Consider the following 18,697-nt stretch of genomic DNA (forward strand, 5'->3'; position numbering starts at 1 on the left):
ACCCGGTCGTGGCCGACCCGCCGGTGGGGCGTCGCGGTGAGCCCGACAGTGCCGCGACGGCCGATCAGCACGCGTGGAAAGATGACGGACATGTGCGGACTCCTGGCTTTCTTCAGTGCGCGCGGCGATGCCGCCGCCCACCGCGACAACATCGCCGGAGCGTTGGAATGCCTGCACCACCGCGGCCCGGACGAGACCGGGGTCGAGGTGGTAGGCGACGCCTCCGGCCGGTACGCGGACGGGGTGTTCGCCCACAAGCGGTTGGCGATCATCGACGTCGCGCTCAGCCACGAGCCGCTGCCCTACGCCGACGGGCGCTACCTGCTGACCTTCAACGGCGAGATCTACAACTACATCGAGCTGCGCGAGGAGCTGATCCGCGACTTCGGTGCCCGGTTCGCCACCAACGGTGACGGCGAGGTCATCGTCGCCGGCTACCACTACTGGGGCGAGCAGGTGCTCACTCGGCTGCGGGGCATGTTCGCCTTCGTCATCTGGGACCGGCAGGAACGTCGCGCGTTCGGTGCCCGCGACTACTACGGCATCAAGCCGCTGCACTACCTGGAGACCGCCGACGGGCTCTACCTCGCCTCGGAGAAGAAGGCCCTGCTGCCCTTCGCCCAGTCGGCGTACGCCGGGGACGCCGGGGTGGATCCGGCCAACCTCAGCCACTACCTGACCCTGCAGTACGTCCCCGAGCCCGGCACCCTGCACCGGGGGATCAACCGGATCGGCTCCGGGGAGTACCTCACCTGGACCCCGGGCGGCCGGATCGACGTACGGCGCTGGTACCGGCCGGTGTTCCGGCCCGCGCCGGTCTCCGACGAGCAGAAGCTCTACCAGGAGATCCGCGAGACGCTGCGCGAGAGCGTACGTATGCACATGCGCTCCGACGTGCCGGTCGGTTCGTTCCTGTCCAGCGGCATCGACTCCACCGCGGTGGTCGCCCTGGCGCGGGAGTTCAACCCGAACATCCTCACCTTCACCGTCGGCTACGACGTGCCGGGCTACTCCGAGATCGACGTCGCCCAGGACTCGGCCCGGCACCTCGACGTGACCACCATCCCGACCAAGATCGGGCCACAGGACATGATCGAGGCGCTACCGAAGATCGTCTGGCACCTGGACGACCCGGTCGCCGACCCGGCGCTGGTGCCGCTCTACTTCGTCGCCAAGAAGGCCGCCGAGCACGTCACCGTGGTGCTCTCCGGCGAGGGCGCCGACGAGTTCTTCGGCGGTTACACGATCTACCGGGAGCCGCTCTCACTGAGCAGCGTCAACGGGCTGCCCGACGGGGTGCAGAAGGGCCTGCGGGCGGTGTCCAGGGCGATTCCGCAGGGGGTCAAGGGCAAGAGCTTCCTGGAGCGCGGCACCACGCCGATCGAGGAGCGCTACTACGGCAACGCCCGGATGTTCACCGAGGAGGAGAAGCAGCAACTGCTGCGCCGCTACGACCCCGCGGTGCGCTACACCGACGTGACCGCGCCGATCTACGCCGAGTGCACCGAGCTGGACGACGTCACCAAGATGCAGTACGTCGATCTCTACACCTGGCTGCGCGGCGACATCCTGGTCAAGGCGGACCGGATCTCCATGGCGCACTCGCTGGAGGTGCGGGTGCCCTTCCTCGACCGTGCGGTGTTCGAGGTGGCGGCGAAGATCCCGGTGGAGCTGAAGTTGCCGCCGCGTTCCGACGCCACCAAGTACGCCATGCGCCAGGCGTTGCAGGGTGTGGTGCCGCCGGCCATCGTCAACCGCAAGAAGCTGGGCTTCCCCACCCCGACCCGGGTGTGGCTGCGCGGCGAGATGTACGAGTGGGCCCGGCACGTGCTGACCACCTCCGGCGCCGGCGACCTGCTCGACCTGTCGTACGCGCTGCGCCTGCTGGATGAGCACAAGCGGGAGGAGTTCGACCACTCGCGCAAGGTGTGGACGGTGCTGATCTTCTGCATCTGGCACGCGATCTTCGTCGCGAAGACCCTCGACCCGGGCATCCAACGCAACCAGTCGGCGCTGTTGACCAAGCCCGTCGTCGGCTCCATGGTGCGCTGACCGACAAGCGGACAAGCGGAAGGGGGCCCCGGTCGGGGCCCCCTTCGTGGTGCTGGTAGGTCAGCTGCTGGAGCAGGTCGCCGTCGGCGTCGCGCCGCTGCCGCTGGCGAGGAAGCCGAAGCTCGTAGTGCCGTTGGCCGCGACGGAGCCGTTGTACGACACGTTGCGGGCCGTCACCGACGATCCGGACGTGGTCTGGGTCGCGTTCCACACCTGGCTGATCTGCTGGCCGCCGGGCCAGCTCCAGTTGGCGGTCCAGCCGCTCAACGCCGAGCTGCCGGTGTTGCGGATCTCGACCTCACCCTGGAACCCACCGGACCAGCTGCTGGTCACCTTGACGGTGGCGGTGCAGCCACCCGGACCCGGCGGCGGGGTGGTCGGGTTCGGCGGGGGCGTGGTCGGGTTCGGCGGCGGGGTGGTGGGGTTCGGCGGCGGGGTGGTCGGGTTCGGCGGCGGCGTGGTCTGGTTGCCGCCGATGCCGGTCACCTCACCGTTGCCGCCGTCGAAGACGACGTCGGAGCAACCGAAGAAGTTCTCCTGGCTGTCCGAGCGGACCCACCGGGAGTAGATGATGTGCCGGCCGCTCTTGTTCGACGGCAGGTTGCCGGTGAAGTAGTAGTGGCCGTCGTTGGTGCCGACCGCGCCGCGCTGCGGCGGGTTGGTCACCGTCAGGAACGGCTGGGCCTCCAGGTCACTCCAGGCGAGCGCCCGGGTGGGGCTCCAGCTGTCCCGGGTGACGTAGAAGTAGAACGTGCCCGGGTGGTGGGCCCAGTTGCTGTACTTGAACTCGATCGACCGGCCGGCCGTCAGGTGCGTCAGCGGCCAGTCGTTGCGGGCCAGGTCGTAGCCGCGGAAGCCGGTGGCCCCGCCGCTGCACAGCTGCCCGTCCGGGATGAAGCCGGTGGTGCGACCGCCGGCGTCCGAACGCAGCACGCTGAACCAGTTGTAGAGCGAGTTCGTCCCGCTCTGCGCGACGGCGGCAGCGCAGGCCGGGTTGTTCGGCCTGATCTCACCGGTCTGGGTGAGGCCGTCGCGCCAGCACAGGAAGGTGCGGGCGCCCGGCGTCATCGCCGCGCCGTGCGCGGCGGCCGGCTCGGGGCTGGCGGTCACGACGACCGCACCCGCGAGAAGAGTGAAGGCCGCGGTTAGCAGCGCGGCCAAGCGTGGACGGTGCACGGGTTTCTCCTGACTCGGGAGCGCACACGTGGGTGCGCCCCGCCGAACGCGCGGGTGGCGGGTGTGGTGCCGCCCCCGCTGCTGCGGGCGAAAATGCGGCTACGCGGCGACCGTGCGGATGGGGACGGATGGCCCAGCCCGGCACGCTGTCGCCAGCGGAGTGTCGACGCGTGAATGCCCTCGCGCGATGTGAAGCCCGGCACCGGTGGACGCGCAGCCCCGCGCCACCCGGCATCATCATCCCACCACGCCGGCCCGCTCCGCGCAATAGCCACCCCTCGATATGTGAAACGGACCCGGTGCGCGGCCCCCAGGTCGCGCCAATACGGTGGCTTCCACGCCCCGGGACACACCCGCTGTGCCAGCCTGGGCATCACGTACGGCAGACGGAAGGACCTGACGATGGGATACGCGGTGGTGCTCGGCGAGGCGCTCGTCGACCTGCTGGACACCGAGTGCGACGGCGCGCCGGTCTACCGGCAGGCGATCGGCGGTGGACCGCTGAACGTCGCCGTCGGTGTCGCCCGGCTCGGTGGCGCGGTGCAGTTCGTCGGGTCGCTCGGCGACGACGTGCTCGCCGGTCGGATCCGGGACTTTCTCACTGCCGAGCAGGTGGGTCTGACCGGCGCGGTGACCGCCGCGGTGCCGACCACGCTGGCCGTGGCCACCTTCTCCGGCGCGGAACCGGACTTCCGCTTCTACGGCGAGCCGCCCTCCTACGCGCTGCTCGGTCCCGACGAACTCGACGTCGCCTTGGTCGAGGGCGCCGACGTGCTCTACTGCGGCTCGATCGTGCTGCTGGCGCCGACGACGCTGGCCACCGCCCGCCGGGCCTGGGCAGCTGCCCCGGGCCTGCGGGTGTTCGATCCGAACGTCCGACCTCGGCTGCTGGCCGGCCCGCAGGCGCTGGCCGAGCTGCGCGAGGTGGTCGCCGAGTTCGCCGCCGGGGCGCACCTGGTCAAGCTCAGCGCCGCCGACGCGGAGCTGCTCTATCCAGGTGAGCCGGTCGAGTCGGTGGCCGTATACCTGCGCGAACTCGGCGCGGCCACGGTCGTGGTCACCCTCGGCGCGGCCGGCGCGGTGGTCGCCGCCGCCGAAGCAGATCCGGTACGCGTACCCGCCCCGAAGGTCGACGCCGTCGACGCCACCGGCGGCGGTGACTCGGTGATGGCCGCCCTCGTCGCCGACCTGCTGACCGACGGCGAGCCGGTCGGGCCGTCCGGCTGGCACGAGCGGGTCGGCTACGCCCTGCGCGTGGCCGGCCTGGTCTGCGAACGTCCCGGTGGCGCGGTCGCCATGCCCAGCCGCGCCGAGGTGCGCCAGCGCTTCGGTGACTGACGATCAGCCCGGCTGGCCGGGAGATCCACGGGCCGGCTGACCGGCGGCGTCGATCGTGGGAACGAGGTCAGGCGGTGCCGTCGAGTTCGGCGTACCCGCGCCGGGCGGCGGTCAGCGCGTGACGGGCCGGGAACGGGGCGTCGGCGGCCACCCGCTCCGGTGGTGCGCCGCCGGTGTGCCCGGCCCGGATCAGCCAGGCCAGCTCCACCAGCTGGGCATGCTGGGCCCGGACGAACTCCGCGTCGACCGGCTCGCCGTGCCCGGGCACGACCACCGTCGCCGGTGAGATCGACCGCGACAGCTCAGCCAGCGCGTCCGGCCACTGCAACGGGTACGAGTCCTCGAACGCCGGGGGACCGGCCTGCTCGACCAGATCACCGGCGACCAGCAGGTCGGCGTCGGGCACCTGGACGACGAGGTCGGCGTCGGTGTGCCCCCGCCCGGGATGGCGGAGCACCACCTGTCGGCCACCGACATCGAGGACCGCCTCGGTGCGCACCGTGTGGGTGGGCGCCAGCAGCGCGGTGTCGGCCAGCCCGGCGGCGAGTTCCGGATGTGTGGGGTGCAACTCCGCGTACGCCTCCCGGCGCAGCCGGTCCGCCTCGTCGCGGATGGTCGCGGCGGCCAGTTCGTGCGCCCAGACCGGGCGGGCCGGATCACCGGCCAGCGTGGCGTTGCCGAAGCAGTGGTCGAAGTGGTGGTGGGTGTTCACAAGCGTGAGCGGGTCGGTGGTGACCGCGCGTATGGCGGCGGCCAGTTCGGTCGCCTGCCCGGCGGTGGAGAGGGTGTCGACAAGCAGCGCCGCGCCGTCGCCCAGCACCAACGTCACGTTGACCGTGAGCACCGGCTCGCGCAGCACGAGCACCCGGTCGGCGACCTCGACGAACCGGCCGGTCGTCGTCATGCCGCACCAGCGGCGCGTGCCAGGAACCGTTGCCGGTCGACCAGGGCCCGCTCCACCCGCCCCTCGGCGACGGTCTGCCCGCCCTCGGTGACGGTGATCTCGAACACCAGCCGCCGCCGCTCCACCTCGGTCAGCCGGGCCTGCGCCGCGACCATGCGGCCCACCGGTGTCGCGGCCCGGTGCTCCAGCTCCACCCGGGTGCCGACGGTGGTCGAGCCGTTCGGCAGGTGGCCGGCGGTGGCAGCCACCGTCGCTGCTTCGGCCAGGGCGAGCACCCGTGGCGTGCCGAGCACCGGAACGTCGCCGGAGCCGACCGCCTGGGCGGTGTCGGCGTCGGTGACGGTCAACTCGACCCGGGCGGTCAGACCCGGGGTCAGGGCTTGATCCGGTAGCTCCTGCATGGCCACAGCGTAGGTCCTCGGCGGGGCTCGGACCATGCGGCCGGGCAGATGCGCCACGCCCGCCACGGCACCGCAGGTGCTCCTGCCGCCGGTCTGGCGCGGGTCGCCGCTAACCTTGTCCGCGATGTCTGCCGTCACCGACCCCAAGCCCCCACCCTCCACCGAGCCGCCCACCCGGCGCGACGGTGGGCGCCGCCGTGTGATCGCGATGTCGGTCTGGGGCGTCGCCTTCGTGGCTGGCTGGCTCGTCATCGGCCTGCCTACCGACCCGGTGTACGCGTTCTTCTGGATCTGGGCCGGCACCATCGCCTGGTATTCCGCCCGCCCCTGGCGCAGCCACCTACGCTTCGCCCGGGACTGGGTGCCGGTGGTGCTGCTACTGGTCGCCTACAACCTCTCCCGTGGGTTCGCCTACCACGACGGGACCGTGCCGCACGCCTACGAGTTGATCCTGGCCGACCGTCTGATGTTCGGCTGGGCCATGGACGGTCAGGTGCCGACCGTCTGGTTGCAGCAGCACCTCTACCAGCCGGAGGTGCGCTGGTGGGATGTCCTGGTCAGTTGGGTGTACTTCTCGCACTTCGTGGCGGCGCTGGCCGCCGCGGCGGTGCTCTGGATGGTCGAGCGCAGCCGGTGGGCGGCGTTCATGCGCCGCTGGTTCTTTCTTTGCGCCACCGGCCTGATCACCTACTTCCTCTACCCGGCCGCGCCACCGTGGTGGGCGGCGCAGAACGGGTTGATCGAGGAGGTCGCCCGGATCTCCACGCGGGGCTGGAAGGCGTTCGGGATGCACGGCGCGGGCAACCTGCTCAACGCCGGGCAGCTGGCCTCCAACCCGGTGGCCGCGATGCCGTCGCTACACACCGCCTTCGCCCTGTTCGTGGTGCTGTTCTTCCTGCGTAACGTCCGTCGCCGCTGGTGGCCGCTGCTGCTGGCCTACCCGCTGGCGATGACCTTCACGCTGGTCTACAGCGGCGAGCACTACGTGATCGACGTGCTGGTCGGCTGGGCGTACGTCGCCATGACCTTCCTGGTGGTCGGCTGGGCCGAACGCTGGTGGGCCCGCCGGAAGGCCCGCGCCGCCCCGACCGACACCTCGACCGCCGAGCCGGCGACCCCACCTGACCCCGCCGCCCCGCCAGCACCCCCCACCAAGGCACCCCCCATCCCATCCCCCCGCTGACCCCCCACCCCACTTCCACCCACCCCACCCCCGTCCGTATCACCTCGCCGATCTTGCGGTTACGGTCGCCGATACGCCCCTTATGTCGGCTTTTCCGAGAAAAGTGCAAGATCGCGGGAGCGGGAGCGGGAGTGGGCGGGTGTTAGGGGGTGGGGTTGCGGGCGGCTTGGCCGCGGGCGGTCAACTCCGCCGCCAAGGCCCAGGCGTCGGCGAGGTCCCGGTCCGCCGCCGCAGCGCCGGCCCCACCCGCGGTGTCGGCGTGCACGGTGGCCAACCCGAGCATGCGCTGCACCGGCCCCTGCACCACCCGGACGCTCTGCAACCGGGCGTACGGCACGATCGTCAGCTGGCGGGTGAGCAGGCCGGAACGGACGGCGAGCACCTGCTCGGTCAGGCCGGCGCCGAGCACCTGGCGGCTCAGCGGGTTGACCCAGCGGGCCCGGGCCGGTGGTGGCCGCAGCGGCAACGACGACAGCGCCACCCCGGGCAGCACCTCGGCGACGATCATCTCGCCGGTCGGTTGGTCACCGACGGGCAGCAGACGGTCCGGCCGGTTGCGCTCGTCGGCCTCGCCGGCGGCGTAACCGGCCACCTCCAGCCGCAGCCGCAACCAGCCCTTCATCCGCCACAGCAACGGCCAGGTCACCCGCACGGTCTGTACCCGGTGCAACGGTACGGTCTGCGACCTGGTCTCCAGCAGGCCGTTGCGGATGCGCAGCCGGTCGTCGTCGCGGGCCAGCTGGAACCGCCAGTCGTCGAGGACCCGTCGGACGGGTTGCAGCAGGACCCCGGCCATCGCGGTGAGCGTGCTCGCCACCGCGATGAAGGACCAGGACCCCTCGGACAGGAACTGCGTCGCCACGAAAGCCACGCCGAAGGGCAGCAGAAACGCCTGCGGGGTCAGCAGCTGACTGATCAGCAGGTCCCGGTTGCTCACCGCGTGCAGCGGCCGGCCGGCTGGCGGGGGTGGCTCGGCGCCCGCAGGCAGCGGCTGCGCCGGGGTCGCCGGCACCGCGCCGGAGGGGTAACCGGCCAGGGCCAGCAGGCGCTGCCGCAGCGCTGCGGCCTCGGCCACACTGAGGTACGCCAGTGGCGCCTCGGTCTTGCCGCCGCCGACCACCTCCAGGCGCAGCTCGGCCAGCCCGGTGAGCTGCGCGAGCAGCGGCCGAACCACCTCGACGGCCTGGAGCCGTTCCAGCGGAATCGCCCGGGTACGCCGCCAGAGCAGCCCCTCGTGGATGCGTAGTTCCCGGCCCACCACCTGGTAGCCGGTGTTGTACCAGCTGACCACGGCCAGCACGCTCGCGCCCAGCGCGAGCACGATCACCATCGCGACGAACCAACCGAACCCGACCCGGGACAGGGTCGACCAGGACAGCCCGGCGATGACCACGACCAGTGACTTGGCGCCGTGCAGCGCGGGACTCAACGGATGCAGCCGTTGCCGTGCCGACGGATCCTGCGGCGGCGGACCGGCCCACCCGGCGGGCGGCTGCGGCGGACCGGACGGCGATGACGGCCCGGCCACCTGGTACGGGTCCGGCGGCGGACCCACGCCCGGTGGTGCTGCCTCGGCTGCCGGCACGGCGCGGTCGGACGGTGGCGCCTCGGCGGGCATCGCCGGCACAGCGTGTTCGGCGGGCTGACCGGCAGCTTGGTCGCCCACCGCGTTTCCGACGTGCTGCCGCTCGTCCGAGCTGGGCGGGGTCCGGTCGGGACCCGGTCCGGCCGACCCGCTCACAGCCCTTCCGCCCGGTCCTCGCCGAGCGCGGTCAGGCGGTCCCGCAGCCGGGACGCCTCCGCCGGACGCAGCCCCGGCACCCGGGCATCGCTCGCCGCGGCCGCGGTGTGCAGCTGCACGGTCGCCAGATCGAATGCCCGCTCCAGCGGACCGGCGCTCACGTCGACGAACTGCATCCGCGAGTACGGGACGATGGACAGCCGGCGGACCAGCAGACCGTGCCGGACCAGCAGATCGTCCTCACGTTCGGCGTAGCCCCAGGCCCGTACCGCCCGGACGATGGTCACCACCCGCCACAGAGCGAACAACCCGACGGCACCGAGCGCCAAACCGAACGGCCAGGAACCGGTAAGTGCCCAACCGACACCGAGCACCGCCGAGACGACGGCCACCCCGGCCGCCAGGCGCAGCAGCTCCACCCAGATCAGGTCGGTCGAGATCGACTGCCACTTGACGGTTTCCGGCCACGGTTCGAGCGGGCTGGTCGGCGCGGCCGGCAGCCGGACCTCAGGCGCGTCATCACTCACAGTGCCGACCTTTCGTTCGCGACTGCGGGGCTCGCAAGCTCACTCCTCGCGCTCACGGTGCAAGCCTTTCGTTCGCGACTGCGGGGCTCGCAAGCTCACTCCTCGCGCTCACGGGGCCGGCTTTTCGTTGTACGCGTCCACTCTTCGAGCGTAGGCGATCCCGCCAGCGGGGTGACCTCGCGCAGAAAGGCCCGCGCGCCGAGGAAGTCGCCGAGTGACGATCGGTGCTCGTCACAGGCGAGCCAGGTCTTGCGCCGCTCCGGCGCGTGCAGGCGGGGATTGTTCCAGCGCAGTGCCCATCGGGCCGCGGCACGACAGCCACGGGCCGAACACGGTAGTGCTTCGGCGGAGCTGTCGGGGTGGGTCATCCCGCTCAGTCTAGGACGGCGGGGAAAGAATGAGCGCCGGGCGGCCACGGGGGAAGCCGCCCGGCGACGGATGAATGGTACACACGCCGGGGCGGCTTTTGTCCACTGGCGATCGGCGATTCCTCCGTCCCGGAACGGCGTGGCGGAAATCGGTCGCTCCCTCCGTCGGTACTCAGTCGGGCATGCGAGGCTTGGTACCGCACACGCCGCGACGACCGATTACGCTGTGGAGGACCAGTGGCCCAGCCGACCACGCCCGACGCCCCGCCGCCGAACGGGGCGCAACCACAGGCGCCCGCACCGCCGACCACGCCGGCGCAGGACGCCTCCCTGCTGGAGCGGGCACTGTTCGAGATCAAGCGCGTGATCGTCGGGCAGGACCGGATGGTCGAGCGGATGTTCGTCGCGTTGCTCGCCCGCGGGCACTGTCTGCTGGAGGGCGTACCGGGGGTGGCCAAGACCCTCGCGGTGGAGACCCTTGCCAAGGTGGTCGGCGGATCGTTCGCCCGGGTGCAGTTCACCCCGGACCTGGTGCCGGCGGACATCATGGGCACCAGGATCTACCGCCAGTCCAGCGAGAAGTTCGACGTCGAGCTGGGTCCGGTCTTCGTCAACTTCCTGCTCGCCGACGAGATCAACCGGGCGCCGGCGAAGGTGCAGTCCGCGTTGCTGGAGGTGATGAGCGAGCGGCAGGTGTCGATCGGCGGCGAGAGTCACCGGGTACCGAACCCGTTCCTGGTGATGGCGACGCAGAACCCGATCGAACAGGAAGGGGTGTACCCGCTGCCGGAGGCGCAACGGGACCGCTTCCTCATGAAGATCATCGTGGGGTACCCGACCGACGCCGAGGAGCGGGAGATCGTCTACCGGATGGGCGTTGCCCCGCCCGAGCCCACCGCCGTGTTCGACACCGAGGATCTGATCGCCCTGCAACACAAGGCCGACCAGGTCTTCGTCCACAACGCCCTGGTCGACTACGCGGTCCGGCTGGTGCTGGCCACTCGTACTCCGGCGGAACACGGCATGCCCGACGTCGCGCAACTGATCCAGTACGGTGCCAGCCCCCGGGCCTCGCTCGGGCTGGTCCGGGCCACCCGGGCGCTGGCCCTGCTCCGCGGTCGCGACTACGCCCTGCCGCAGGACGTGCAGGACATCGCGCCGGACATCCTGCGGCACCGGCTGGTGCTCAGCTACGACGCGCTCGCCGACGACGTACCGGCCGACCACGTGGTGCACCGGGTGATGTCGACAATCCCGCTGCCGTCGGTGGCGCCCCGGCAGCAGGCCACCCCGCCCGTCGGGGCGGTGGCACCTACGTCGGGGTGGCCCGGGCAGCGGCCGTGACCTCGACCACCCCTCGACCCGGTGAGCCGGACCCGCTGGCGGCCACCAACCGTTCCGGTGCCGTGCTGTCCCGCCTGCAACTGCTGGTGACCCGCAAACTCGACGGGCTCCTGCAGGGCGACTACGCGGGCCTGCTGCCCGGCCCGGGCAGCGAGGCCGGCGAGTCGCGCGAGTACCGCCCCGGCGACGACGTGCGCCGGATGGACTGGCCGGTGACCGCCCGGACCACCACCCCGCACGTGCGGCGTACCGTGGCCGACCGTGAGCTGGAGACGTGGCTGGCGGTGGACCTGTCGGCGAGCCTGGACTTCGGCACCGGCCAGTGGCTCAAGCGGGACGTGGTGATCGCGGCGGCCGCGGCGATCACGCACCTGACCGTGCGGGGTGGCAACCGGATCGGTGCGGTAGTCGGCAGCGGCGGTGACGTCCCGGCGCCCCGCCGTGGCCGGCGGCAGCCGCCCCCGGTCGGCCCGGGACGGCTGGTCCGGCTGCCCGCCCGGTCCGGGCGCAAGGAGGCCCAGGGCATGCTGCGGGCGATCGCCGGCACCGAGATCCGGCCCGGCCGCGGTGACCTCGGCGCGCTCATCGACATGCTCAACCGCCCGCCCCGGCGGCGCGGTGTCGCTGTGGTCATCTCCGACTTCCTCGCCCCGCCGGCCCAGTGGGCGCGTCCGCTGCGCAAGCTGCGGGTACGGCAGGACCTGCTCGCGATCGAGGTGGTCGATCCGCGGGAGCTGGAACTACCCGACGTCGGGGTGCTCCCGGTGATCGACCCGGAGACCGGCGAACTGCACGAGGTGCAGACCGCCGACCCGGGCCTGCGGCACCGTTACGCGGCAGCCGCCGCAGCCCAGCGGGCGGAGATCTCCGCCGCGTTGCGCGCCGCCGGCGCCGCTCACCTGCGACTGCGTACCGACCGAGACTGGCTGCTGGACATGGTGCGCTTCGTGGCCGCCCAGCGGCACGCCCGCACCCGAGGGACGACGAGATGATCCGACTGCTGCAACCCTGGTGGCTGCTGGCCGTGCTGCCGGTGCTCGCCCTCGCCGCGCTGTACGTCTGGCGGCAGCTGCGCCGGCGCGACTACGCGCTGCGGTTCACCAACGTGGACCTGCTGCGTACCGTGGCGCCGAAGGGCCTCGGCTGGCGTCGACACCTGCCGGCCACCGCGTTCCTGCTGGCGCTGCTGGTGTTGGCCGGTGCGTTGGCCCGGCCCGCGGTCGACACGCGGGAGCCGTTGGAGCGGGCCACCATCATGCTGGCCATCGACGTGTCGTTGTCCATGCAGGCTGACGATGTGCCACCGAACCGCCTGGAGGCAGCGCAGGAGGCGGCAATGCAGTTCGTGGCGGAGCTGCCGGAGACGTACAACCTGGGGTTGGTCTCGTTCGCCAAGTCGGCAAACGTGCTGGTGCCGCCGACCAAGGACCGCCCGGCGGTGACCAGTGCCATCGAGGGACTGGTGCTGGCCGAGGCGACGGCCACCGGCGAAGCGGTCTTCACCTGCCTGGAGGCGATCCGGTCGGTGCCGGCCGACGGGGCCGCCGGTATCCCGCCGGCCCGGATCGTGCTGCTCTCCGACGGCTTCCGCACGGCCGGACGGTCGGTCGAGGAGGCGGCCGCCGCGGCGCAGGCGGCGAACGTGCCGGTCTCCACCATCGCCTTCGGCACCGACTCCGGGCACGTCGACATCGGTGGCCAGTTGCAGCGGGTACCGGTGGACCGGCTCGCCCTGGCCGAGCTGGCCGAGACGACCGAGGGATTCTTCTACGAGGCGGCCACCGTCAACGAGCTGAAGCAGGTCTATCAGGACATGGGCAGCTCGATCGGCTTCCGCACCGAACCGAGAGAAATCACCCAGTGGTACGCGGGCATCGCCCTCCTGCTGGCCCTCTGCGCCGGCGCCTTCAGCCTCCTCTGGTCCTCCCGCATGATCTGACCGCCGCCGAAGCCCTGTTGATCATGAAGTTAGCGGCACTGTTGAAGATCAAACCGGCCGTCAACCTCATGATCAACAGAGGTGGGCGAACGAGTGGGTTAGTGGGTGGCGCTGGCCAGGAAGAAGAGGACGGCTACCCAGACGGCGGCGAGGGTGAAGCCCAGCGGGGCGACGTAGCGGCTCATGACAGCTCCGACGTGGCGGCTCGGCGGCCCGGGCAGGGCGGACCGCGGGAGGGGTGGATCGGGACGCGCACACGCGAAGTCGTGACCGGGCTGCTTTCCGGCGGTACCCGTCCGATCGGCCGCCGCGACAGGGGAGCAGGACGGCGGGACGGATACCCGGGGGAGCGGGCCAGCTCAGGCGGAGCGGGGCTCAGCGTGGCTGGCGGTCGGCCCGGCCACGACTGGGAGGATCGCTATCTCGCACAGCGATCACCTCCTGCGGTCGGATTCCGGGGCGACGCGGGCCGCCGAGCGACCCGCAAACGCGGATCATCGTACACCCGGGTTTTGCGCCCGGCCCACTCGGCCGATCGGCCCACGGAGCGCGCCCGTTCATCGGCCGACAGCCGTTGGCGCGCAGCAGGTCATCCAGCCGGCGGTACCCGGGTACGACGTGCGGCGGGTTAGTGATTACCGTGCGGTAGCGCCTAGTCTCCAAGCCGCAGCGATCTTTGGGAGGGGACGCACCGTGTCACGAACTGTGCTGGTTACCGGGGGCAACCGGGGGATCGGTCTGGCCATCGCCCAGGCCTTCGCCAAGCAGGGTGACCGGGTGGCGATCACCCACCGAGGCAGCGGGGCGCCGGACGGGCTGTTCGGCGTGCGGTGTGACATCACCGACAGCGAGTCCGTCGAGGCGGCCTTCGCGGCGGTCGAAGCGGAACTGGGGCCGGTGGAGGTGCTTGTCGCCAACGCGGGCATCACCGACGACACGCTGCTGCTGCGCATGTCGGAGGAGCAGTTCACCCGGGTGCTGGACACCAACCTGACCGGCGCGTACCGCTGCGCCAAGCGGGCCTCCGGGAAGATGCTGCGGGCCAGGTGGGGGCGCATGATCTTCGTCTCCTCGGTGGTCGGCCTCTCCGGTGGTGCCGGCCAGGTCAACTACGCGGCCAGCAAGGCCGGCCTGGTCGGGGTGGCCCGCTCGATCACCCGGGAGCTGGGCGGCCGGAACATCACCGCAAACGTGGTCGCACCGGGCTTCATCGAGACCGACATGACCGCAGGGCTGACCGACCAGCGCAAGGCCGAGATCCTCAAGTCGATCCCGGCGGGTCGGATGGCCAGCCCGGACGAGGTCGCCGCGGTGATCACCTGGCTGGCGGGCGACAGCGCCGGGTACGTCTCCGGCGCGGTCATCCCGGTCGACGGTGGCCTGGGCATGGGCCACTGAATCCTGAGCACGGAGGAATGAGCGTAATGTCCGGACTGCTGGCCGGTAAGCGGCTGCTCGTCACCGGCGTCATCACCGACGCCTCGATCGCCTTCTCGGTGGCCAAGCTCGCCCAGGAGAACGGCGCCCAGGTCGTGCTCACCGGCTACGGCCGACTGTCACTGGTGGAGCGGATCGCCAAGCGGCTGCCCGAGCCGGCACCCGTGATCGAGTTGGACGTGACCGACCCCGAGCAGCTCGCCGGGCTGGCCGACAAGGTCCGCGAGCACGTCGACGGCCTCGACGGGTTGGTGCACTCGATCGGTTTCGCCCCGCAGAGCTGCCTCGGTGGCGGGTTCCTCGACGCCTCCTGGGACGACGTGGCGACGGCGCTGCACGTCTCGACGTACTCCTACAAGTCCCTGGCCGTCGCTGCGCTGCCGCTGATGTCGCCGGGCGGCTCGGTGGTCGGTCTGACCTTCGACGCCAGCCAGGCGTGGCCGGTGTACGACTGGATGGGCGTGGCCAAGGCCGGGCTGGAGTCGGCCTCCCGCTACCTCGCCCTGCACCTGGGCAAGCAGGGCATCCGCAGCAACCTGGTGGCCGCCGGTCCGCTGCGCACCATGGCCGCGAAGTCCATCCCCGGCTTCGAGCAGTTCGAGGACGCCTGGGCCGGACGTGCCCCGCTGGGCTGGGACCTCACCGACCAGGAACCGGCCGCCCGGGCCTGTCTCGCCCTGCTGTCGGACTGGTTCCCGGCGACCACCGGCGAGATCGTGCACGTCGATGGCGGTTACCACGCAGTCGGCGCCTGAGGTGTAGCCGGGGCGCTGTTAACGACCGGGACCCGGGGGCGTTGCCGGGACGCCGCAGGCCACCGGCAAGAATGGACCCATGGCGTACGACGCGGTGGTGCTGGTGTCCTTCGGTGGCCCGGAAGGGCCCGACGACGTGCTGCCGTTCCTGCAGAACGTGACCCGGGGACGGGGCGTGCCGCCGGAGCGGCTGGCCGAGGTCGCCGAGCACTACCAGCACTTCGGCGGGGTCTCTCCGATCAACCAGCAGTGTCGGGAGCTGTTGGCGGCGGTCCGCGCCGACTTCGCCGCCAACGGGCTCGACCTGCCGGTGTACTGGGGCAATCGGAACTGGGATCCGATGCTCGCCGACACGGTGGCCCAGATGCGCGACGACGGCGTACGACGGGCGCTGGCCTTCGTCACCAGCGCCTTCGGCGGATACTCCTCCTGCCGGCAGTACCAGGAGGACATCGCCGCCGCACGGGCGGCGGTCGGCCCGGACGCGCCCGTGATCGAGAAGCTGCGCCAGTTCTGGGATCATCCCGGCTTCGTCGAGCCGCACGTCGACGCGGTGCGCTCCGCGCTCGCCCAACTAGACCCGGCGCGGCGGGACAGCACCCGGCTCGTGTTCACCGCACACTCGGTGCCGATCTCGGCGGCCGACAGCGCAGGCCCGCACGGCGGCCGGTACACCGCCCAACTCGCCGAGACGGCCCGGCTGGTGCACGCGGCGGCGGCCCCGGATCTGCCGTACGACCTGGTCTGGCAGAGCCGGTCCGGCCCGCCCCACGTGCCGTGGCTGGAGCCGGACATCAACGACCACCTGGAGACGCTCGCCGAGCAGGGCGTGACCGGGGTGGTGGTCAGCCCGATCGGATTCGTCTCCGACCACCTCGAGGTGGTGTGGGACCTGGACACCGAGGCGTTGGACACGGCCAAGCGGCTCGGGGTGGACTTCGTCCGCGCCGGTACCCCCGGCACCGACCCGCGCTACGTGACCATGGTTCGGGAACTGGTGCGGGAACGGATCGACCCGGACGGCGCGGAGCTGCGTCGTCGGCTGGGCGAGCTGCCGATGTGGGACAGCTGTCCCACGGTCTGCTGCGTCCCACCCCGCCGTCCGTCCTGACCGCCGCGGCGAACCCGACGACACCCCTGGGGATGATCATGCAGGACCGTAAGCCCGTCGAGAGTTGGCTCAGCGACATGGACGGCGTGCTGGTGCACGAGGGCCAGCCGGTGCCGGGCGCGCCGGAGTTCGTCAAGCGGCTGCGTGCCTCCGGCAAGCCGTTCCTGGTGCTGACCAACAACTCCATCTACACCCCGCGCGATCTCCAGGCCCGGTTGGCCCGGATGGGCCTGGACGTGCCGGAGCAGGCGATCTGGTCGTCCGCCCTGGCCACCGCCCAGTTCCTGGCCGACCAGCGGCCGGGCGGCACCGCGTACGTCATCGGGGAGGCCGGGCTGACCACCGCTCTGCACGCGGTTGGCTACGTGCTCAGCGACTTCGCCCCCGACTACGTGGTGCTGGGGGAGACCCGCACCTACAGCTTCGAGGCGATCACCAAGGCGGTCCGGCTGATCAACGACGGGGCGCGGTTCATCTGCACCAACCCCGACGCCACCGGGCCCTCGGTGGAGGGTGCCCTGCCGGCCGCCGGCTCGGTGGCCGCGATGATCTCGAAGGCCACCGGAGTGGAGCCGTACTTCGTCGGCAAGCCCAATCCGATGATGATGCGGTCGGCCCTGAACACAATAAACGCACACTCGGAGAGCACCGCGATGATCGGTGACCGGATGGACACCGACATCCTCTGCGGCCTGGAGGCCGGGCTGGAGACCATCCTGGTGCTGACCGGGATCAGTTCCCGGGTGGAGGCGGAACGTTATCCGTACCGCCCGTCCCGGATCGTCAACTCGGTCGCCGACCTGATCGACGAGGTCTGAGCCGCCGCCGGGTCACTGGCGTGCCGCGTCGCGGCACAGGAATTCGGCGAGCACCGGGGCGAGGACGGTCGCCGGCACACCGTGCCACTCGCCGGGCAGGCCGCGCTGCTCGGCGGCGGGCAACAGGCCGGCCATGGTGGCGGCCATCTCGGCCAGGTCGTCGGTGCTGCCGGCGCTGTGCAGGACCAGCGCCGGGGTGGTGACCCGGGCGAGCACCGTCGGCCCGGTGGCTTCGCTCAGCAGGCTGTCGTAGGCCAGGGTGTGCGCCACCGAGACCATGGCGTTCCAGTGTGGGGTGTCGCGCATCCCGGCCAGCAGTTGCTCGGGTACGCCGATGGAGGTCAGGAAGAACGTCACCGCCTCGGCACCGCCCAGTCGGCTCAGGGTCGCGGTGAAGGCCCGCTTGCCGGCTTCGTCGTCGACGCTCAGCGGTGGCTCCAACAGGACCAGCCGTCGTACGTCGAGGCCGGCGGCGGCCGCGTGCAACGCGAGCAGACCACCCGAGGAGTACCCGTACAACGCGGCGGGCGCCTTCGCCGCGGCGATCAGCGCGGCGAGATCCTCGACCTCGCGTTCGGGGGCGTAGGGCGGGGTGTCGTCGCTGTCCCCACGCCCACGACGGTCGTAGCGGTAGACGGTGAAGTGGGGTATGAGCAGGTCGGCGAGTTCACTGAGTGGGCTGTTGGCGCGGAAGTGCCCGGCGGCGTCGATGAGGATCAGCGGCGGGCCGGCACCCTCGCGTTGGTAGGCGATGCGCGTGCCGTCCCGTGAGGTGACCATCGGCATGAACTGAACCGTACAGTACAGTTACGGTGTGCGAAAGGACGCTAACCGGCGCGGGATCCTCGACGCCGCCCTGATCGAGTTCCTCGAACACGGCTACGTGGCCGCCGGGATGGACCGGATCGCCGCCCGTGCCGGCGTCTCCAAGGTGACCGTGTATGCGCACTTCACCGACAAACACGGCCTCTTCGAGGCGGTGTTCACCGGCGCGATCGCCGAGGCCGAGCGGGCCGGCTCGGCGTACGTCGAGGCCCTGGCCGACTCCGACGACCTCCCACGGGATCTGAGGGCCTTCGCCCGCGAGCACATCGCCACGGTCACCGCCCCGCACCTGCTCCAATTGCGTCGGATGCTGATCGGCGAGGCGGGCCGCTTTCCTGAGCTGGCCCGGGCGTGGCACCGCGCCGCGCCCGAACGTGGCCACGCCACTCTCGCCACGGCCATCACCCGTCTCGCCGAGCGGGGCCTGCTGCGCGCGCCGGACCCGCTGCTCGCGGCGCAGTACCTGAACTATCTGATCCTGTCGATTCCGCTCAACGAGGCGATGTTCGCCGTTCGCGTGTCCTTCTCCGAGGTGGACCTGCACCGCTGGGCCGACGAGGCAGTCCGGATCTTCCTCGCCGCCCACACCCCCTGAACGGCCACCCGCGCCCCGCGATCTTGCACTTGTGGTCGCCGCAATGCGGCCTCCATCCGCTTTTGTCCCGACCAAAAATGCAAGATCGCGGGTGCCGGGGTGCCGGGGTGCCGGGGTGCCGGGGTGCCGGGGTGCCGGGGTGCCGGGGTGCCGGGGTGCCGGGGTGCCGGGGTGCCGGGGTGC

General features: G+C 71.5%; 18 protein-coding genes. 11 read left to right on the forward strand and 7 right to left on the reverse strand.

Annotated elements, in window-relative coordinates:
• Positions 1 to 90: 90 nt before the first annotated feature.
• Positions 91 to 2,052, forward strand: coding sequence for an asparagine synthase (glutamine-hydrolyzing) (asnB, locus tag Vse01_RS27980; RefSeq protein WP_093407646.1), 1,962 nt, complete (start codon positions 91 to 93; stop codon positions 2,050 to 2,052).
• Positions 2,053 to 2,112: 60 nt separating this feature from the next.
• Here asnB and Vse01_RS27985 read toward each other — a convergent pair whose 3' ends face one another.
• The gene (locus tag Vse01_RS27985) at positions 2,113 to 3,228 is read right to left on the reverse strand and encodes a lytic polysaccharide monooxygenase auxiliary activity family 9 protein (RefSeq protein WP_093407421.1); all 1,116 of its coding nucleotides are present in this window, start codon (positions 3,226 to 3,228) and stop codon (positions 2,113 to 2,115) included.
• Positions 3,229 to 3,630: 402 nt separating this feature from the next.
• Here Vse01_RS27985 and Vse01_RS27990 point away from each other — a divergent pair, with 402 nt between their 5' ends.
• Positions 3,631 to 4,566 carry a PfkB family carbohydrate kinase gene (locus Vse01_RS27990; protein ID WP_093407419.1) on the forward strand — a complete coding sequence of 312 codons (936 nt, stop codon included), beginning with the start codon at positions 3,631 to 3,633 and terminating at the stop codon, positions 4,564 to 4,566.
• A 67-nt stretch (positions 4,567 to 4,633) separates the two neighbouring features.
• Here the strand turns inward: Vse01_RS27990 and Vse01_RS27995 are convergent, their stop codons facing one another.
• A complete protein-coding gene (locus Vse01_RS27995) occupies positions 4,634 to 5,470 on the reverse strand; it encodes an MBL fold metallo-hydrolase (RefSeq protein ID WP_093407416.1) in 837 nt (278 codons plus the stop codon).
• Complete coding sequence (locus Vse01_RS28000) at positions 5,467 to 5,871, reverse strand: thioesterase family protein (protein ID WP_093407643.1); 405 nt, start codon at positions 5,869 to 5,871, stop codon at positions 5,467 to 5,469. The genes Vse01_RS27995 and Vse01_RS28000 overlap by 4 nt, the downstream gene beginning before the upstream one ends.
• 124 nt (positions 5,872 to 5,995) lie before the next feature.
• Between Vse01_RS28000 and Vse01_RS28005 the strand changes: the two genes are divergently transcribed.
• Positions 5,996 to 7,054: a phosphatase PAP2 family protein gene (locus Vse01_RS28005; RefSeq protein WP_093407413.1), complete on the forward strand. Its 1,059-nt coding sequence runs from the start codon at positions 5,996 to 5,998 to the stop codon at positions 7,052 to 7,054.
• Between the two features lie 142 nt (positions 7,055 to 7,196).
• Here Vse01_RS28005 and Vse01_RS28010 read toward each other — a convergent pair whose 3' ends face one another.
• The 3 genes from Vse01_RS28010 to Vse01_RS28020 all read right to left on the reverse strand — a co-directional run bounded on the left by Vse01_RS28010 (position 7,197) and on the right by Vse01_RS28020 (position 9,690).
• Positions 7,197 to 8,672, reverse strand: a complete 1,476-nt coding sequence (locus Vse01_RS28010; protein ID WP_093407641.1) for a PH domain-containing protein — start codon at positions 8,670 to 8,672, stop codon at positions 7,197 to 7,199.
• Between the two features lie 119 nt (positions 8,673 to 8,791).
• A complete protein-coding gene (locus tag Vse01_RS28015; protein ID WP_093407411.1) occupies positions 8,792 to 9,322 on the reverse strand; it encodes a PH domain-containing protein in 531 nt (176 codons plus the stop codon).
• A gap of 95 nt (positions 9,323 to 9,417) precedes the next feature.
• A complete protein-coding gene (locus Vse01_RS28020) occupies positions 9,418 to 9,690 on the reverse strand; it encodes a hypothetical protein (protein ID WP_093407408.1) in 273 nt (90 codons plus the stop codon).
• Positions 9,691 to 9,927: 237 nt separating this feature from the next.
• Between Vse01_RS28020 and Vse01_RS28025 the strand changes: the two genes are divergently transcribed.
• The 7 genes from Vse01_RS28025 (at position 9,928) to Vse01_RS28055 (ending at position 17,094) form a co-directional block, all read left to right on the forward strand.
• Positions 9,928 to 11,034, forward strand: coding sequence for an AAA family ATPase (locus tag Vse01_RS28025; protein WP_093407405.1), 1,107 nt, complete (start codon positions 9,928 to 9,930; stop codon positions 11,032 to 11,034).
• Complete coding sequence (locus Vse01_RS28030) at positions 11,013 to 12,026, forward strand: DUF58 domain-containing protein (RefSeq protein WP_093407403.1); 1,014 nt, start codon at positions 11,013 to 11,015, stop codon at positions 12,024 to 12,026. Before Vse01_RS28025 ends, Vse01_RS28030 begins: the two co-directional genes overlap by 22 nt.
• Positions 12,023 to 12,973 carry a VWA domain-containing protein gene (locus Vse01_RS28035; protein WP_093407400.1) on the forward strand — a complete coding sequence of 317 codons (951 nt, stop codon included), beginning with the start codon at positions 12,023 to 12,025 and terminating at the stop codon, positions 12,971 to 12,973. The genes Vse01_RS28030 and Vse01_RS28035 overlap by 4 nt, the downstream gene beginning before the upstream one ends.
• Before the next feature lie 693 nt (positions 12,974 to 13,666).
• Positions 13,667 to 14,371 (forward strand): 3-oxoacyl-ACP reductase FabG, encoded by a 705-nt coding sequence (gene fabG, locus Vse01_RS28040; RefSeq protein WP_093407398.1) that lies wholly within the window; start codon positions 13,667 to 13,669, stop codon positions 14,369 to 14,371.
• Between the two features lie 26 nt (positions 14,372 to 14,397).
• Positions 14,398 to 15,165 carry an enoyl-ACP reductase FabI gene (gene fabI, locus Vse01_RS28045; RefSeq protein ID WP_093407395.1) on the forward strand — a complete coding sequence of 256 codons (768 nt, stop codon included), beginning with the start codon at positions 14,398 to 14,400 and terminating at the stop codon, positions 15,163 to 15,165.
• Between the two features lie 79 nt (positions 15,166 to 15,244).
• Positions 15,245 to 16,276, forward strand: a complete 1,032-nt coding sequence (locus tag Vse01_RS28050; RefSeq protein WP_093407393.1) for a ferrochelatase — start codon at positions 15,245 to 15,247, stop codon at positions 16,274 to 16,276.
• A complete protein-coding gene (locus Vse01_RS28055; protein ID WP_170863513.1) occupies positions 16,225 to 17,094 on the forward strand; it encodes an HAD-IIA family hydrolase in 870 nt (289 codons plus the stop codon). The genes Vse01_RS28050 and Vse01_RS28055 overlap by 52 nt, the downstream gene beginning before the upstream one ends.
• A 12-nt stretch (positions 17,095 to 17,106) precedes the next feature.
• Here Vse01_RS28055 and Vse01_RS28060 read toward each other — a convergent pair whose 3' ends face one another.
• Positions 17,107 to 17,880, reverse strand: a complete 774-nt coding sequence (locus Vse01_RS28060; RefSeq protein ID WP_093407390.1) for an alpha/beta fold hydrolase — start codon at positions 17,878 to 17,880, stop codon at positions 17,107 to 17,109.
• Between the two features lie 28 nt (positions 17,881 to 17,908).
• Here Vse01_RS28060 and Vse01_RS28065 point away from each other — a divergent pair, with 28 nt between their 5' ends.
• Positions 17,909 to 18,514: a TetR/AcrR family transcriptional regulator gene (locus tag Vse01_RS28065; protein WP_093407388.1), complete on the forward strand. Its 606-nt coding sequence runs from the start codon at positions 17,909 to 17,911 to the stop codon at positions 18,512 to 18,514.
• Positions 18,515 to 18,697: the final 183 nt, after the last annotated feature.

It is taken from the genome of Micromonospora sediminimaris (genome assembly GCF_016863575.1).
Classification (GTDB): Bacteria; Actinomycetota; Actinomycetes; order Mycobacteriales; family Micromonosporaceae; genus Micromonospora; species Micromonospora sediminimaris.

What these genes read in the sequence shown, in the direction of transcription:
- asnB (WP_093407646.1), top strand. Translation starts at nt 91, where the DNA reads ATGTGCGGACTCCTGGCTTTCTTCAGTGCGCGCGGCGATGCCGCCGCC.
- Vse01_RS27990 (WP_093407419.1), top strand. Translation starts at nt 3,631, where the DNA reads ATGGGATACGCGGTGGTGCTCGGCGAGGCGCTCGTCGACCTGCTGGAC.
- Vse01_RS27995 (WP_093407416.1), bottom strand. Translation starts at nt 5,470, where the DNA reads ATGACGACGACCGGCCGGTTCGTCGAGGTCGCCGACCGGGTGCTCGTG.
- Vse01_RS28000 (WP_093407643.1), bottom strand. Translation starts at nt 5,871, where the DNA reads ATGCAGGAGCTACCGGATCAAGCCCTGACCCCGGGTCTGACCGCCCGG.
- Vse01_RS28005 (WP_093407413.1), top strand. Translation starts at nt 5,996, where the DNA reads ATGTCTGCCGTCACCGACCCCAAGCCCCCACCCTCCACCGAGCCGCCC.
- Vse01_RS28010 (WP_093407641.1), bottom strand. Translation starts at nt 8,672, where the DNA reads ATGCCCGCCGAGGCGCCACCGTCCGACCGCGCCGTGCCGGCAGCCGAG.
- Vse01_RS28020 (WP_093407408.1), bottom strand. Translation starts at nt 9,690, where the DNA reads ATGACCCACCCCGACAGCTCCGCCGAAGCACTACCGTGTTCGGCCCGT.
- Vse01_RS28035 (WP_093407400.1), top strand. Translation starts at nt 12,023, where the DNA reads ATGATCCGACTGCTGCAACCCTGGTGGCTGCTGGCCGTGCTGCCGGTG.
- fabI (WP_093407395.1), top strand. Translation starts at nt 14,398, where the DNA reads ATGTCCGGACTGCTGGCCGGTAAGCGGCTGCTCGTCACCGGCGTCATC.
- Vse01_RS28050 (WP_093407393.1), top strand. Translation starts at nt 15,245, where the DNA reads ATGGCGTACGACGCGGTGGTGCTGGTGTCCTTCGGTGGCCCGGAAGGG.
- Vse01_RS28060 (WP_093407390.1), bottom strand. Translation starts at nt 17,880, where the DNA reads ATGCCGATGGTCACCTCACGGGACGGCACGCGCATCGCCTACCAACGC.